The sequence below is a fragment of the Faecalibacterium taiwanense genome, assembly GCF_036632915.2.
GTDB classification, from domain to species: Bacteria; Bacillota; Clostridia; order Oscillospirales; family Ruminococcaceae; genus Faecalibacterium; species Faecalibacterium taiwanense.
Genome location: NZ_CP155552.1, coordinates 2,469,830 through 2,483,514, shown reverse-complemented (window position 1 = coordinate 2,483,514; position 13,685 = coordinate 2,469,830). Strand labels below are relative to the sequence as shown.

At 46.4% G+C, this 13,685-nt stretch carries 12 protein-coding genes and 2 pseudogenes; 2 read left to right on the top strand and 12 right to left on the bottom strand.

Translation table 11 applies throughout. From position 1 onward, the window contains the following. The 8 genes and pseudogenes from PXT33_RS12250 to PXT33_RS12215 form a co-directional block, all read right to left on the bottom strand. Positions 1-867, bottom strand: coding sequence for a VirB6/TrbL-like conjugal transfer protein, CD1112 family (locus tag PXT33_RS12250; RefSeq protein ID WP_347070334.1), 867 nt, complete (start codon positions 865-867; stop codon positions 1-3). 209 nt (positions 868-1,076) lie between these two features. Continuing rightward, positions 1,077-1,160, bottom strand: a pseudogene (locus tag PXT33_RS12245) (Maff2 family mobile element protein); the annotation flags it as partial. Between the two features lie 91 nt (positions 1,161-1,251). Next, positions 1,252-2,922: a recombinase family protein gene (locus tag PXT33_RS12240; RefSeq protein WP_002584321.1), complete on the bottom strand. Its 1,671-nt coding sequence runs from the start codon at positions 2,920-2,922 to the stop codon at positions 1,252-1,254. After that, the gene (locus PXT33_RS12235) at positions 2,923-3,120 is read right to left on the bottom strand and encodes a hypothetical protein (protein WP_002592708.1); all 198 of its coding nucleotides are present in this window, start codon (positions 3,118-3,120) and stop codon (positions 2,923-2,925) included. Between the two features lie 241 nt (positions 3,121-3,361). Next, a complete protein-coding gene (locus tag PXT33_RS12230; RefSeq protein WP_002584323.1) occupies positions 3,362-4,699 on the bottom strand; it encodes a virulence-associated E family protein in 1,338 nt (445 codons plus the stop codon). Further along, positions 4,668-5,312, bottom strand: a complete 645-nt coding sequence (locus tag PXT33_RS12225) for a CHC2 zinc finger domain-containing protein (RefSeq protein ID WP_002584324.1) — start codon at positions 5,310-5,312, stop codon at positions 4,668-4,670. Before PXT33_RS12225 ends, PXT33_RS12230 begins: the two co-directional genes overlap by 32 nt. A gap of 65 nt (positions 5,313-5,377) precedes the next feature. Next, complete coding sequence (mobQ, locus tag PXT33_RS12220) at positions 5,378-6,958, bottom strand: MobQ family relaxase (RefSeq protein ID WP_002584325.1); 1,581 nt, start codon at positions 6,956-6,958, stop codon at positions 5,378-5,380. Between the two features lie 196 nt (positions 6,959-7,154). Then, positions 7,155-7,700, bottom strand: a complete 546-nt coding sequence (locus PXT33_RS12215) for an AAA family ATPase (RefSeq protein WP_332376657.1) — start codon at positions 7,698-7,700, stop codon at positions 7,155-7,157. A 277-nt stretch (positions 7,701-7,977) separates the two neighbouring features. Between PXT33_RS12215 and PXT33_RS12210 the strand changes: the two are divergent. Together PXT33_RS12210 and PXT33_RS12205 are read left to right on the top strand one after the other, a co-directional pair. Then, a pseudogene (locus PXT33_RS12210) lies at positions 7,978-8,825 on the top strand (tyrosine-type recombinase/integrase). Further along, entirely contained in the window at positions 8,822-9,997 is a 1,176-nt protein-coding gene (locus tag PXT33_RS12205) for an IS91 family transposase (protein ID WP_041253954.1), read from the top strand. The pseudogene PXT33_RS12210 and the gene PXT33_RS12205 overlap by 4 nt, the downstream one beginning before the upstream one ends. A 453-nt stretch (positions 9,998-10,450) precedes the next feature. Here PXT33_RS12205 and PXT33_RS12200 read toward each other — a convergent pair whose 3' ends face one another. From PXT33_RS12200 to PXT33_RS12185, 4 genes are all read right to left on the bottom strand, one after another. Next, positions 10,451-11,911, bottom strand: coding sequence for an Lsa family ABC-F type ribosomal protection protein (locus tag PXT33_RS12200; protein WP_002584327.1), 1,461 nt, complete (start codon positions 11,909-11,911; stop codon positions 10,451-10,453). 746 nt (positions 11,912-12,657) lie between these two features. Continuing rightward, complete coding sequence (locus tag PXT33_RS12195; RefSeq protein WP_002584328.1) at positions 12,658-12,954, bottom strand: DUF3847 domain-containing protein; 297 nt, start codon at positions 12,952-12,954, stop codon at positions 12,658-12,660. Continuing rightward, complete coding sequence (locus PXT33_RS12190) at positions 12,947-13,288, bottom strand: DeoR family transcriptional regulator (protein WP_002584329.1); 342 nt, start codon at positions 13,286-13,288, stop codon at positions 12,947-12,949. The genes PXT33_RS12195 and PXT33_RS12190 overlap by 8 nt, the downstream gene beginning before the upstream one ends. After that, positions 13,285-13,473 (bottom strand): hypothetical protein, encoded by a 189-nt coding sequence (locus tag PXT33_RS12185; RefSeq protein ID WP_002584330.1) that lies wholly within the window; start codon positions 13,471-13,473, stop codon positions 13,285-13,287. Before PXT33_RS12185 ends, PXT33_RS12190 begins: the two co-directional genes overlap by 4 nt. Positions 13,474-13,685 lie beyond the last annotated feature (212 nt).

The following is a 13,685-nucleotide window of genomic DNA, read 5'->3' as shown; positions in this document are numbered from 1 at the left end:
TTAATGCGCTCCGAGGACAGATTTTGTCACGGAGCTGGTCTTGAACAGGCTGAAACAGAGCAGAACGGTGTAGCCCACAATGCTCCAGATAGAGTTGATGGCATCCCCGGAAATCGCTACCGACTGTATCAGAACGGCATAAATGGCAACACAAATCAAGATTAGAAACCCCTGAAAGCCCAGCGCAAACAGGCATTTCAGGTAATTCTGTCCCATGTGCGACTGTTCATGGTTGCCCCATGTTGCCATGGGAATGGGAGCAAGGCTCACCATGCAGTAAATTTCAATCATTCTTCCGTAGACGATGACAAAAATCACGATGGACAGGATGCGCATGGTGATGCCGATGAAGAAACTTTGCAGGAAAAGCCCGAACAGGGGTCCGACATCCATCTGCATCAGGCTGGATTGCAGCATGGAAAGCCCAATGTCGTTGACACGGGTGTTTCCGGCAATGATGCTGCTGGAATCGGACACTACCTTCTGGGTGACATCGAATACCGCCATCACAATATCAAAAGTATTGCTGATGAGCCAGACCGAAACAGCGGTCTTAAAAATCCAGCGCATGATGAGGGCAGGCTCAAACTGCGCCATGTTGTTGTGCTGGGTGATCATCTCGATGAGTTCATAACAGGCGATGAAGGTCAGAATGATGCCTGCAATGGGCAGCACCACATTCCGAGAGAGGGCTTCGATCATGGCGAACACTCTCGGCTCAAAACTGGAGGGCTTAGTGCCCACCTGCTGTGCGATGTTTCCCACCTGCGTGTTCACATCATCGAACAACCCGGAAAGGTTTGACATAATGCCTGCCGTCAGGATGCCTTTGATCCAGTCGGCAATGGCTTTGAGAACGGTTTCCATTCAGTCACCGTCCTTAGCTGAAGTGGTTGATGAGGGTCTTGAGAAGGTTCAGGAGAAAAATAATGTGGGTCAAAAACTGCATAAGACACCGCCTTTCATTGATGGGTGGAGATTCGTACCGCAATGCGCTCCTTATGATAAAGGGCTGTTATCCACAGCAAAGATAGAGCGATTGCGTATGTACAGGCGGGAAAACCCGCCTGCGGCTCTTAGCCGAACAGACCAGACAGCAGAGGAATGAGGGTGATGCCCACCAGAGCGACACCGCCGCCAGCCATGAGCTGTTTCATCCCCAATTAGGTGTAAAAACTCTGCTCGATGGCGGGCGGCGGCGTACAAAAAATCTATATGGTGTTGTTAAGAGAACCGTCCCGGCGGGACAGGTCAGGCAGTGACCTGTTCCACCTCCGGGATGGGTTTGAGATTAAAATGAATTTCGATAGAAATGTGTCTTGTTTTATCTTCGTCAATGCGCTCATGCACAACGATTTCTTTGATTAAGCGGTTGAGGGTGGCTGCGTCCAGCTCTGTGATGTTGGCGTATTCCTGAATGGCTTCCACCCATTGTTTTGCATCATTGGCAAGCTGGACTTCATCGGACAGCCGCTTTCTGCCCTCGGACACTTTTGTTTTAAGCTCCGTCTGCTCGGTCTGTGTCTTTTCCAGCATGGTGTTGAAATTCTGCTCACTGATACGCCCTGCAATCATATCCTCATAAAGCCGCATGACCATTTTGTCCAGAACCTCAATCCGTTCCTCGTCCCTTGTAAGGGAGCGTTCCATTGCTTCCCGCTGTTCCCGCTGCTCGGCTTCACAGGTATTGGTCAGGCGGTCGGCAACCGCTTCCCCGTCCATCAGGGCAGCTCTGGCACATTCCCGGATTTTCCGCAGCACATGGCTGTAAAGGGTGTCATAATCAATCCGGTGCTGGGTGCAGTGGTTCTTTCCAAAGGCATTGTAGGTCTTGCAGGAGTAAATCCGCTGGGGATGTTTAGCGTTTGTGTAGCGTACCGTCAGCGACTTCCCACACTCGCCGCATTTTAACAGTCCGGCAAACAGGCTGATTTCATTGGTCTGCCCCGGACGCTGGCGGGATTTCAGCTTGTTCTGCACAATGTCAAAGCTCATGCTGTCAATCAGCGGTTCATGCTGTCCCTCCACCACAATCCAGTCCTCCGGCTTCTTTTCCCCAATCGTGCCGATTTTGAAGCGGTAGTCCTTTTTCTGGGAAGCAATCGCCCCGGTGTAGACGGGATTCATCAAAAGGTCTTTGATAACGGAGAAGTCCCACATATACCGCCCGTTTTCTGGGTCTTTCTTTTCCCATTTGGTGCGGGTATTGCGAAGCCCCCGTTCCCGGTTCCACCATGTAGGGCAGGGGATTTTTTCTTTCTCCAGCCGTCTGCGGATATAGTTCGGACCATGACCGTTCAGGGCATATCCGAAAATCAGCCGCACAATCGGGGCGGTTTCCTCGTCAATGAGCAGATGGTTTTTGTCCTCCGGGTCTTTCCGATACCCAAACGGGGCAAGACACCCGGTAAACTGTCCTTTCTGCGCTTTCAGAAGATAAGAGGAATGGACTTTCTTGGAAATATCCTTGCTGTACATCTCGTTCAGGATATTCTTGAACGGGGCAATGTCGTTGTTATCCCGCAGGGTGTCGATGCCGTCATTCATGGCGATATAGCGGACACCGTTTCTTGGGAAAAAGTCCTCAATCAAATGCCCGGTTTGCAGATAATTACGCCCCAGTCGGCTGAGGTCTTTCGTGATGACAAGGTTGATCTGCCTGCGCTCAATGGCTCTCAACATTCTCTGTAGGTCAGGACGCTCCATGTTAAGACCTGTGAAGCCATCGTCCTGATAGACTGCCACAACCTCCCATCCCTGCTTTTCGCAGTATTTTTCCAGCATATCACGCTGGTTTGCGATACTGGCACTTTCGCCTTGCAGGTCATCGTCCTTTGACAGCCTGCAATAGACCGCCGCACGATAACCCCCGGCAAGTGCCGAACCGATTGTTCTGTATTCCATTTCGTTCATCATAGCCATTTACCCACACAATCCAGACGGTATCTGGCTCTTTTGAACCTCATCTTCATTATAGCCTATATCTTTCTTTTTAGCAAGATATTCTTTTGCATTTGTCTTTCCGTATTTCTGGGAAATCAGGCTGACGAACACATCAGTGGCGTCAAGCTCCCCGTCAAATACAGTGGTCACATGAATCTCTGTTTTGTTTTTTGCCATAGGCAGTTATCCTCCATACATGAAAATAGCCAGACAGAGGGTGTCGGCAACGAAGTCCGGCAACGGACTTCAAAAGACCTTGCAAACAATCTCAATCTGGCGATGGTTACTATTTATACTTTTCTTTTATTTTTTTGTTGTTTTGGTTGTTATAAGGGAGAAAAGCCCGGAAATAAGGGGTTTTTCCCGGCAACCGGCTCGGCAACGGGATAACAACAGGGGGTGCAACGGGCTGTCCTTTTCAGAATGGAAGCTCCATCTGTTCTGTGACCTCCACAAAACCGTCCATCGTTTTTTCAGACGGGTTGCCGGAGTCCGTTGCCGGGTTTTCACGCTCCCAGCCCTTTTGTCTGCCATATTCGGAAAACATTCTTGGGTTTGGGAAGTACCGCCAGCTGGAAATGCACTGGTTCATAATCTCGTTGATTTCCCGGATTTCCCATTGCTTCGGCTCGTCAAAAGCATGGTTCAAGGCTTCCTTATAGAGCTGCTTGGAGCAGACCATGCTCCCGGTGTATTTATCAAGATACGCCTGTATCATCCCGGCTTTGGTGTCCTCCGGCATAAAATCCCGCTGGTGTTCTTTGAGATACCGCTGCATGGCGGGGCTGAAAGCCAGCTTGAACCTGCCGCTTTTATAAATCTCCATCGCTTCCGCCCACATCTGCCCGATATAGGCTCTGGAAGCGGCTTCATCCTCCAAAATGTGAACTTCCGCCTGCTCCGGGTACACCATGACCGGGATAAAGCGGCGGTTGCCGGAACGGTCAAGGGGCAGGAAGTCAAGGGCATTGGAAGTGCCGCCAAACACGCACTGACGGGGGCGGTCTGCCGGGTGGGTTTCATAAGGTATCTTGTAGACCTCTTTCTGCCGGCTTAAAAATGACTTGATTTCCTCAATGCTCTTGGCGTTGGCGGTTGCCATCATTTCCGACATTTCAATAATCCAGTGACCTTGCAGCTTGCGGTACACATTGTCATCGTCCAGCTTCCGCAAATCATCGGAGAACCACTCGTCCCGGACTGCCAGCAGCCGGAAGAAGGTGGACTTTCCAGCCCCCTGACCGCCTACCAGACAGAGCATGATTTCAAACTTGCACCCCGGCTGAAAGGCTCGTGAGATTGCACCCAGCAGGAACAGCTTCAACGCTTCATAGGTGTAATCGTCTGCGTCAGCCCCCAGAAAGTGCCGCAGGCAGAAGCGGATTCGCTCTGTCCCGTCCCACACAAGGGTATTGAGATAGTCCCGGATGGGATGGTACTTGTTTTCATTCGCCACAATCCCGATGGCGTTATCAATCTTTTTCTCATTGGTAAGCCCGTAGGTTTCTTCCAGATAAAGAAGCAGATACTTCATGTCCGTATCGTTCAGGGCGGTGCTTTCTCTGTGAAAACCGATGGGCTTTATGATGTCCTTGCGGTCAGTCAGGATGTTGTATGCGATAGCCCCTGAAAGCAGAGGGTCACGTTGGAATACGGTCAGGCAGTTCCGTATGCTCTGACGGACACCGCCTTTCTCGGTGGTTTCCAGCCCCGCCTTGATTTCCTCAACGCTCTGGGGCGGCTGCATGGCGTTCATAGTGTTTTTTAGTTCTTGCTGCGTCTGCGGCTGCAAGTTCTGCCATTCGCTGTTCAAGCTGTATCACATCCTTTCCGTAGTCCGTAATCAAATCCGCTTTTTCCTCTGTTTCCCCGAACAGCAGCACATCCAGCAGATATTCCACTTGGGCTTGCTTCTGTAAGGCTTCCACAAACCGGGGATGAAAGGCTTCCTCCGGGGAGTGCGGGGCGTAGTCCGTTCTCCATGCCATCAGCAGATGGAGATAATCGGCAAGAATACGGAAGCAGCGATTCTTTGCTTCCTGAAACTGTTCCTCCGGGGATTTCTGCCGGGTCTTGGGCTTTTTTACCTTTCCCGGCGGTTTCCAGTCCTCATAGGAAAGCCCGAAGTCCTGTGCCAGCTGTACGGCGGCTTCTTTCTTTCCCAGCCCATACAGGGCGGCGGCAAAATCAATCACATCCCCATCCGCACCGCAGCCGAAGCAATGGTAACGCCGATCCAGCTTCATGCTTGGGGTTTTATCGTTATGGAACGGGCAGCAAGCCATCCCGTTCCGACCTACATGGATTCCATAATACTCCGCAGCCTGTCTTGTTGTGACGGACTGCTTCACAGCTTCGAATACATTCAAATCTATCCCTCCTTGAAAATAAGAAAAGCACCTGACATTCTCTAATTGAAAATGGCAAGTGCCTGTTAAAGTTCCATATCCTGTTGTCTGTGTTTCTCCTGTGCCGGGGCGGTTCTTTGTGCTTTTTTCTCGTCAGTCTTATCCTGCAAGACTTCTTTGATGGGCTGCTTCTTGGGCGGCTCTTTGCTTTCCTCTGTGCCGGGTGTGGCTTTCCGTACCCAGTAGCGGATGTCCCGCAGCTTCTTCAAATCCTCCTGTACCTCGGTCAGTGGTACTTTCAGCTCTGCGATTTCGCTGAGAAGCGTTTCCTGCTCCTGTTGCAACTCATTTTTCGTTTTATCCTTATCGTCCGGGTGCTTGGCAAGGTAGTCAGCGGCTTTCTCATACCGGGCAACCTCCGGGTGTTCCTGTTTGAATTTCCCCTTTATTTTCTTAAAAAATATCTTCTGGTACTTCTCATAGACAGCCTTACATTCCTTGCAGTCTGTCCGGCTGGCAAGAATCCCGTCAATCACTTTGCTCCGGGCTTCCTTTGGCTTCATCTGATTGCGGTAATCTGCGGCTGATTTCCCGGAAGATTCCAGAAACGCTTCTAAGTCCTCCACAGTGGAAAGCCCCTTTTGCCGGAGATAGGACAGGGCTTCGCTGACTGCCTTTAAGTCCTGTGAAGTTCCCCGGTTCTGTCCAGCCCTTGTCCAGTCCTTCCGTTCTTCCTTTCGTATCTCCATATACTTCATCAGCAGATTGGGAAGAAGTGTCGCTTCCTCCGCCGCCTTTTGTGCAAGCAGCTCCTTCCGTTTTTCTCCCAGCTCGGTAATCCAGCCTTTGAGGTTTTGGATAAGCTGCCGGATGGACTTCATCAGGCGGTTGGCGGCTCTGATTTCCCGGTTCAGGTTGCCGATATTCGTCTGGATACCTCGCTTTTCCATCTGCCGGACAGCAGTCCCCTCATGGACAGTGGGGACTATATCAAGCCCCTGTCTGGCATAGGAACGCAAGTCCACACGCTCCGGGCGGTCATTGGCGTCCAGATAGCGGTTCTGGATAACCTCCCATTCATGCCGCCAGATTTCACAATACTTCTGGTCGTTCCAGTCCACCGTATCCTCCTTGTGGCTTTTCCACCTGCCGGACGGCAGCTTTATCCGTTCCCCATTCTCGTCAAGGTCATAAACCTTGCGGCTCTTGGGAAGCCATTTTCCATGTTCATCCATTGCCCGCATGGTCAGCAGGACATGGGCGTGGGGATTGTGTCCCGGCGGATGGGGGTCATGGATGGCAAAATCAGCAATCATGCCTTTGGAAACAAACTGCTGTTCACAAAACTCCCGTACAAGGACAGCGTACTGGTCGGGCGGTATCTCTCTGGGAATGGTAAGCACCCACCGCCTTGCAAGCTGGGAGTTCCATTGCTTTTCCACCGCTTCGGCGGCATTCCATAAAGTATTGCGGTCTGCATATTCCTGTGGAGCATTTGCCGGGAGCAGGATTTCATTGTGGACGATACCACGCTTTTCCGGGTAGTGCTTTACTTGCTGGTCGTATTCACAGAACAGCTTTTCGCCGCTTTGGTAAGCAGCGGCGGCAACCGCAGACTGCCGCTGGCTGCGCTGAACAATCGTGATTTCGTTGTGTGGACAAGGCATTTCGTGTCCCTCCTTTCGCTAATTGGTGGATGGGGTGGCGTTTTACCACCTCATTTTGGGCAGAAAAAAAGCAGGAGACCTTTTTCAGATTTCCTGCTCGGTGTGCCACTGTGTGAGCGGCGGGTATTTAGTTGTAAAAGTTCGGGACAAGTTGACCCGATGTAAAGCTAACAAACTGGAATTGCACCAAAACAATCTAAGACAACAACGCTGCCCTACTTGCGATTTTTTCTTGTACTGCGGAAACAGTTTCTTGAATGGAATAAGTGGTCGTATCTATAACATTCGATTCATATATTCCCAGATTGCAAAATTGCTCCCACATGGTTTCTACCAATTCGATATTTGTCTTTCGGTCTAACTTTGAGCGTTCAACAGCTCGCTTCAAGGTTTCTTCCTTACTTGCCCTTAAAATAATATAATGCACCTCATAATGTTCCCGAACAAGACTTTGCCACGGCTTTAAAAACCACGGTCCGATAATACCGTCAACAATTACATCATATCCACCACGAGCATATCGCTTCGCAGCTTCTAAAAACGCTTCAATGACAATCAAATTTTGCTCATTTGATTCTGGCAAATGCGGTGGTATTGCCCCTTTACTCAAATAATGATAAAAGTCATCTGTGTGCATATGCACAGACTTTTCCAAATCTGATTCTTTTGCAACAGCAGATGCCGTTGTAGTTTTTCCTGTCCCCGGCGCACCTGTGATTACAATAATTTTACCTTGATTCATCTATATTTTACCTCCACAAATTACGATTGAACAAAATCGCTGCGCGATGGCCTGCCAAGGCTGTGGCGCAGTTTTATTTTTATTAAAAAGCAGTGGAATTACTTTTCATAATCCGTTATTGTTAAGTTACCACACGAAACAACTGAACTAAGAAAGCTCCACTGCCTATGATAAGAATAACATTTTCCAGTCTCTTCCGCAATCGGAATTATGACGCTAATGCACCTCCGAATAGGTAGATGTAATTATTAACACTACTTATTCTGGAGGTTTTATTATGTATAAAGATATTTTTGAATCTATCCGCAATGAAGCGGAAAAACGTAACCTGCGTGAAAGAACTATTCAACTGTATTGCTCTGATGTCAGTTACTTCCTTCGTTGGATTGGAAAAAACGTTTCTGATCTTACGCTTGAAGATGCGGAAAGTTTTCTTACAGCCAAACGTCTGGAAGGAAGGTCTCCTGAAACTCACAATCACTATCGGTCTGCAATAAAGTTCTTATATAAAAAGGTGCTGAAGACTGTCTGGGATGATGACACTGTTCCAGCTATGAAAAGAGAGCGCAATCTTCCTGCTGTTCTGTCCCGCGATGAAATAAATGCAATCATTGATGCCACTCCGAATCTGAAACATAAAGCGATTATTGCAACTATGTATTCTTCTGGATTACGTGTATCGGAGGTCGTTCATCTCCATTATGATGACATTTCCCGTACCAACATGACAATTCATGTTCGTGAAACCAAAGGCAGAATTGACAGGTATACGATTCTGTCTCAAAAAATTTAGACCTTCTCACTGAGTATTGGTACAAATGTGGTCGCCCTAAAGATATCCTTTTTCCAAGTTCCTGGACCGGTGGATATCTTGATATAACCGGTGTTAACCAGTTCTTTAAGAAAAGTGCTAAACTCGCCGGCATTACCCGTCATGTTTCCTCTCATGCGTGCCGTCATAGTTTTGCCAGCCACTTATTCGAAAGTGGCACAGATATAAAATATATCCAGTCACTTCTGGGACATGTTGATCCTCGCTCTACAGATGTTTACCTTCATGTGAGCAACAAGACACTTCTTGGTATCCGCAGCCCGTTCGACAACCCGGAAGGTGGTGAATCATGAGTAAGGATTGTACGATTCAGGATGTTTTTCATCGTTTTTATTCATCTTTTGAATCCACACATAGTATTTCTCCCGCTCAGCGAAAGGCCGCTTATCACATCATGAATTGCAAAACCGGCGCCTTTGGTGTGAATGTAAGCGTATGCGAGGACTGCGGCTGCATATCAGTCCACTATAACTCCTGCCGTGACAGATGCTGTCCTATGTGTCAGGAGTTTCCAAAAGAAAAATGGGTAGATGCACGGCGGGAGGATATCTTAGATGCTCCTTATTTCCATGTGGTTTTTACAGTTCCGGAAGAACTCAATCCCATTATCTACAGCAACCAGAAATTCTTATACGCTGCTCTTTATCATGCGGCTTCAGATACTCTCAGTGAACTTGCTGCTGACAGTAAATATCTTGGGACTGATATCGGCTATATTTGTATCCTCCATACATGGGGAAGTACCATGAACTTTCATCCTCATATCCATGCGATTGTTCTTGGTGGAGGGCTGGATGTGAAAAATCATTGGAAAGACAATGGGAAAGATTTTTTCCTTCCGATTAAGGTAATCTCAAAAACATTTCGTGGAAAATACATGGCTGAACTTAAGCAGCTCTGGGAAAATGACAGGCTTGAATTTCATGGATCGGCTGCACCTTACAAAAATCACTATACTTTCAAGGAATTGTTAAATACCTGCTATGCAAAGGAATGGATTCCTTATTGCAAGAAACCATTTGACGGTGCCGAATCTGTCATCAGATACCTTGGAAAATACACCCACCGGATTGCTATCAGCAACTACCGTATCAAAGACATGACAGAATCTACAGTTACATTTTCTGCTAAAGATTACAAAAACCAAGGGCTTTGGAAAGAGATCACCATATCCGGCGAGGAATTTATCCGTCGATTTTTAATGCATGTTCCTCCAAAACGTTTTGTACGTATCAGGCACTATGGTCTTCTTTCATCCAGAAATAAGAAGAAAAAGATTACCCTATGCAGAAACATCCTTGGTTGCAAAAAATATATTTCCAAGCTGAAAGATATGGATGCACCTGCCATTATCCGTCTTCTTTATAATAAAGATATATGCAAGTGCTCTTCCTGTGGTGGTAAGATTATTCCTCTGCCTACAGAACAACATTTTATAAAACCAAAACCACATATGCTCTGTTAACGTATCATAACTGTATATTTTTTTAGCTTCCTTAGGGAGGCTTATTTCTGGTGTCATAATACAGGACTGAATTATAAATTCTATGTGTTTCTATGTGTACATGCTATCCTATTATAAATAGAGTGTCAGAATTAAAAGTCCATATAGAGTTGACGCGCTTTGTTCAACCAGAAAAAATCGAAATTGATGCAAACGAAAGGGCAGTTAATGAAAAGTCTCAATACTGCTTTTTCGTTTGCACCACCTTCGATTCTTTCCTTAACGATTTTCTTAATTCTACAAACTGGAATTTGAGTCTCTGTAAAGCTGGAATTAACCCATACAATTATTTTAATTTAGAGGTTCTTACGCAATTATCCGTATTTTGTAATTTTTCAATACTGGAATGCCAGTGTAAATCAGCATTCTCCATTTTTATTAAAGCGAAAAACGTAAAATTGCGGAAGAACCAATTTAGATATTCACAATTTTACTTGCCACAGTATCTCGAAAAACACTGTCATGTTCTACCAGGAGCATGGTCGGGGCAAACTCCGTTATGAGTTGTTCAATCTGCATACGTGAGTACACATCAATAAAGTTGAGCGGTTCATCCCATACATACAAGTGTGCCTTTTCACAAAGGCTTTTCGCAATTAGGACTTTCTTCTTTTGCCCGCCAGAAAAGTCTTTAATATCCTTTTCAAACTGTACACGCTCAAAGTCCATTTTCCTAAGAATTGCCTTGAACAAACTTTCATCAAGGTTGTTTTCTTCTGCAAACTCGGAAAGGGTTCCACATAAATACGATGTATCCTGTGGCACATAAGAAATTACAAGCCCAGAGCCAAGTGTTACTGTACCCGTATAATCTATGGACTGCCCGACTACCAACTTTAACAGGCTACTTTTGCCACTGCCGTTCTTTCCATCAAGCACAATGCGTTCTCCCTGTCTTATTTCAAACGAAACGGGTTCACAAACTGAAATGCCATCATAATAAACTACTACATTCGATAATGATGCAAGCAAATCTGTATGGTAATTAAGCGGTTGTATCTTGAGGGCTTCTGCGGTTTCCATATTTTTCAGCAATGCTGATTTTTGTTCGATTGTCTGTTGTTGTCTCGCTTCTATAGATTTTGAACGCTTCATCATTTTGGCGGCTTTATGACCGACATAACCTTTATCTGCTGCCCCAATTTTGGAAGCTTCTACACGTTCAGACCATACTGCAGCGCGTTTTGCCGACTGCTGTAATCGTCTGATGTCCTTTTGCAAACGTTCGTTCTGAGCCAGTTCAAATTCTTGCTGTCGCTCAAAATTTGACATCCATGATGAAAAGTTTCCTCTTTGCACTTCGATATTCGCTCGGTTAATCGATAGAATATAGTCAACACAATCGTCAAGAAAGCGACGATCGTGAGAAACTAAGATGAATCCCTTTTTCTTTTTCAGATATGCCGCCACACTTTTTCTCGCTTTGGCATCCAAATGGTTGGTAGGTTCATCAATCAGTAGGAAATGCCCTTCATTAAGAAAAAGAGCGGCAATCAAAACCTTTGTCTGCTCTCCGTTGGAAAGTGTTTCAAAAGGTCGCCAAAGCACATCGACATCAACATCAAGATAAGAAAGTTCTCGCATAAGTTCCCATTCTTCCGCAAGTGGGCAAATCTCCTGCAATATATCCTCTGTAATACGATTCTTATCTGAAACGGGATAAGGAAAATAATCAAACTGTACGGATGATAGGATTTTTCCACTATACTCATATTTCCCAAGCAGAAGATTCAGAAAGGTTGTTTTACCTCGTCCGTTTCTGCCCACAAAACCAAGCTTCCAATCGGTATCAACCTGGAAACTGACATTTTCAAAAACATTATCATAACTTGTCGGATATGAAAACGTAAGGTTTTCAATTTTAATCATTGACATAAATATTATCCTCCTTTGCATGTCATACGATACAAAGTCGGTTCGGTGAATGTTTACTACGTATAGATTTCACCAAAAGGAACCGACACTATACGGAGTGAATCATGTGTAACTATCTGTTCTGCACTATTCATAAAGCACCTCCAAAACAAAATAAGAGCCACAAGAAAGTTTATCCTTGCAGCTCGTCATAGCATAAAATAACACCACTAAGCAAAAGTGGCAACAGCACTATATTGAGTAAGATAGACATATAACTTTCTTGCAATAGACACAATAATGCCAAAGTATAGCACTACCGCATATTTTGATTTTATTTGCAAGAAAAGTTAATCATCTTCCCACCTCTTTCTAAATTTCAAAATATTATACCATAAATCGCAGGCAAATACAAGTGGTTATAAAAATTTAACAAATCGCTTATAATACAATCATATAACTTTACGCATTCCTTACTGACCGTAAAATTCCGATTTATTGCTGACTTTATTATACTTTATTGCCTATCGAAAAGATAGCATATTTTATGAAACTTGTCGGCTGGGAACAGCTTGCAACGCAAGGTGTCCCCAGATGACAAGTCCACAAAAGGGTAGCTGGCGGTAGCCAGCGCAGGGGAAGCGTAGCGTCCCCTGTATGATTTGGAGCAGACCATGACTGCGAAAAATCACAGCCCTCCGGCAAGGAGCCTTCGGAGAACGCAATGCACCAACCTTTGGGTGGTGTATAATTGCGCCCTTAGTAAACTAAGGGGTTTCCGGCTTCTCACGTTCCAGCAGTTTCTTCAATAGTTCCTGCGTGTCCTGCCTGTGAAAAATGAGTGTCAACAACAGCATGACATCATCATCTGTCAGGCGTTCCGGCTCTTGCAGAAAACTTTCCAGCATACCGCCACGAGTACAGAGCCGGTGTGTCCGTTCTTTTCGGGTAAGCTGCTTTAGCTGGTGCTGCAATGCCTTTTCATCATTGATGGCTTTCCGCAGTTTCTTTTCACTCTTTTCCAACTCTCGGTTGAGCTTTTCCAGCTTTGAGGTATCAGGCAAGGGCAGCGTCCTCCTTTCCCGGTATCAGCACATAAATCCTGTTTGGTTCTCCAACGCCCTGACGCACTCGCATGATCAGTCCGGCGGTTTCCAGTTCATTCAGAGAACGCTTGACCGTCATGGGGCTGCGGGACAGGACTGCGGCAATGGCTGTGACAGGGAAGCAGATAAACAGGATTCCGTTCTCGTCCTCCTGTCCGTTGGATAGCATAGCGTCCAACATCCGGCAGTACATGACCTTTGCGGTGCTGCTGACTGGAAATCCTGTCAACGCTCTGGGAAAGGGCATACAGGGCGGCAACGGTGTGCCTATCGTCATAAATTCAAAATTCATTCGGTGTGTTCCTCCTTTTTCTTTGCTCTTTTGGATAAATAACGGGGGCAGTCAACCACAACCGCCCGGAAGCTCTGCTTGCACCCATGCTTGCATTTCCGGCATAATTCGTTGTAAGTGACACGCCCCCGGTCATTGAGGTAAAAAGAAAGCTCATGCTTCCTCTTTTTGCTCATTCTCGGCATATTGCGTTTCCTCCCGTTTTAGTGTATAGTTTCGGGGCGATTTTCGGCAAAATTACGGTCATAGAGCCGTCTAAAATCTCCAGAAGTATCAGCAATAGGGTAGACTATCCCCCTATCAGATTGTCGTGTTTCGGTATCATTTCGGTATCAGTTCGCCAGTTCTCCCCGGTGTCGTTCCTCCCCTGAATCTCACAGCGGCGTATTGCTCCCTT

Bases quoted from the DNA above. Each gene is read 5' to 3' on its own strand.
- PXT33_RS12250 (WP_347070334.1), bottom strand. From the start codon at position 867: ATGGAAACCGTTCTCAAAGCCATTGCCGACTGGATCAAAGGCATCCTG.
- PXT33_RS12240 (WP_002584321.1), bottom strand. From the start codon at position 2,922: ATGGCTATGATGAACGAAATGGAATACAGAACAATCGGTTCGGCACTT.
- PXT33_RS12235 (WP_002592708.1), bottom strand. From the start codon at position 3,120: ATGGCAAAAAACAAAACAGAGATTCATGTGACCACTGTATTTGACGGG.
- PXT33_RS12230 (WP_002584323.1), bottom strand. From the start codon at position 4,699: ATGAACGCCATGCAGCCGCCCCAGAGCGTTGAGGAAATCAAGGCGGGG.
- mobQ (WP_002584325.1), bottom strand. From the start codon at position 6,958: ATGCCTTGTCCACACAACGAAATCACGATTGTTCAGCGCAGCCAGCGG.
- PXT33_RS12215 (WP_332376657.1), bottom strand. From the start codon at position 7,700: ATGAATCAAGGTAAAATTATTGTAATCACAGGTGCGCCGGGGACAGGA.
- PXT33_RS12205 (WP_041253954.1), top strand. From the start codon at position 8,822: ATGAGTAAGGATTGTACGATTCAGGATGTTTTTCATCGTTTTTATTCA.
- PXT33_RS12200 (WP_002584327.1), bottom strand. From the start codon at position 11,911: ATGTCAATGATTAAAATTGAAAACCTTACGTTTTCATATCCGACAAGT.
- PXT33_RS12190 (WP_002584329.1), bottom strand. From the start codon at position 13,288: ATGAATTTTGAATTTATGACGATAGGCACACCGTTGCCGCCCTGTATG.
- PXT33_RS12185 (WP_002584330.1), bottom strand. From the start codon at position 13,473: ATGCCGAGAATGAGCAAAAAGAGGAAGCATGAGCTTTCTTTTTACCTC.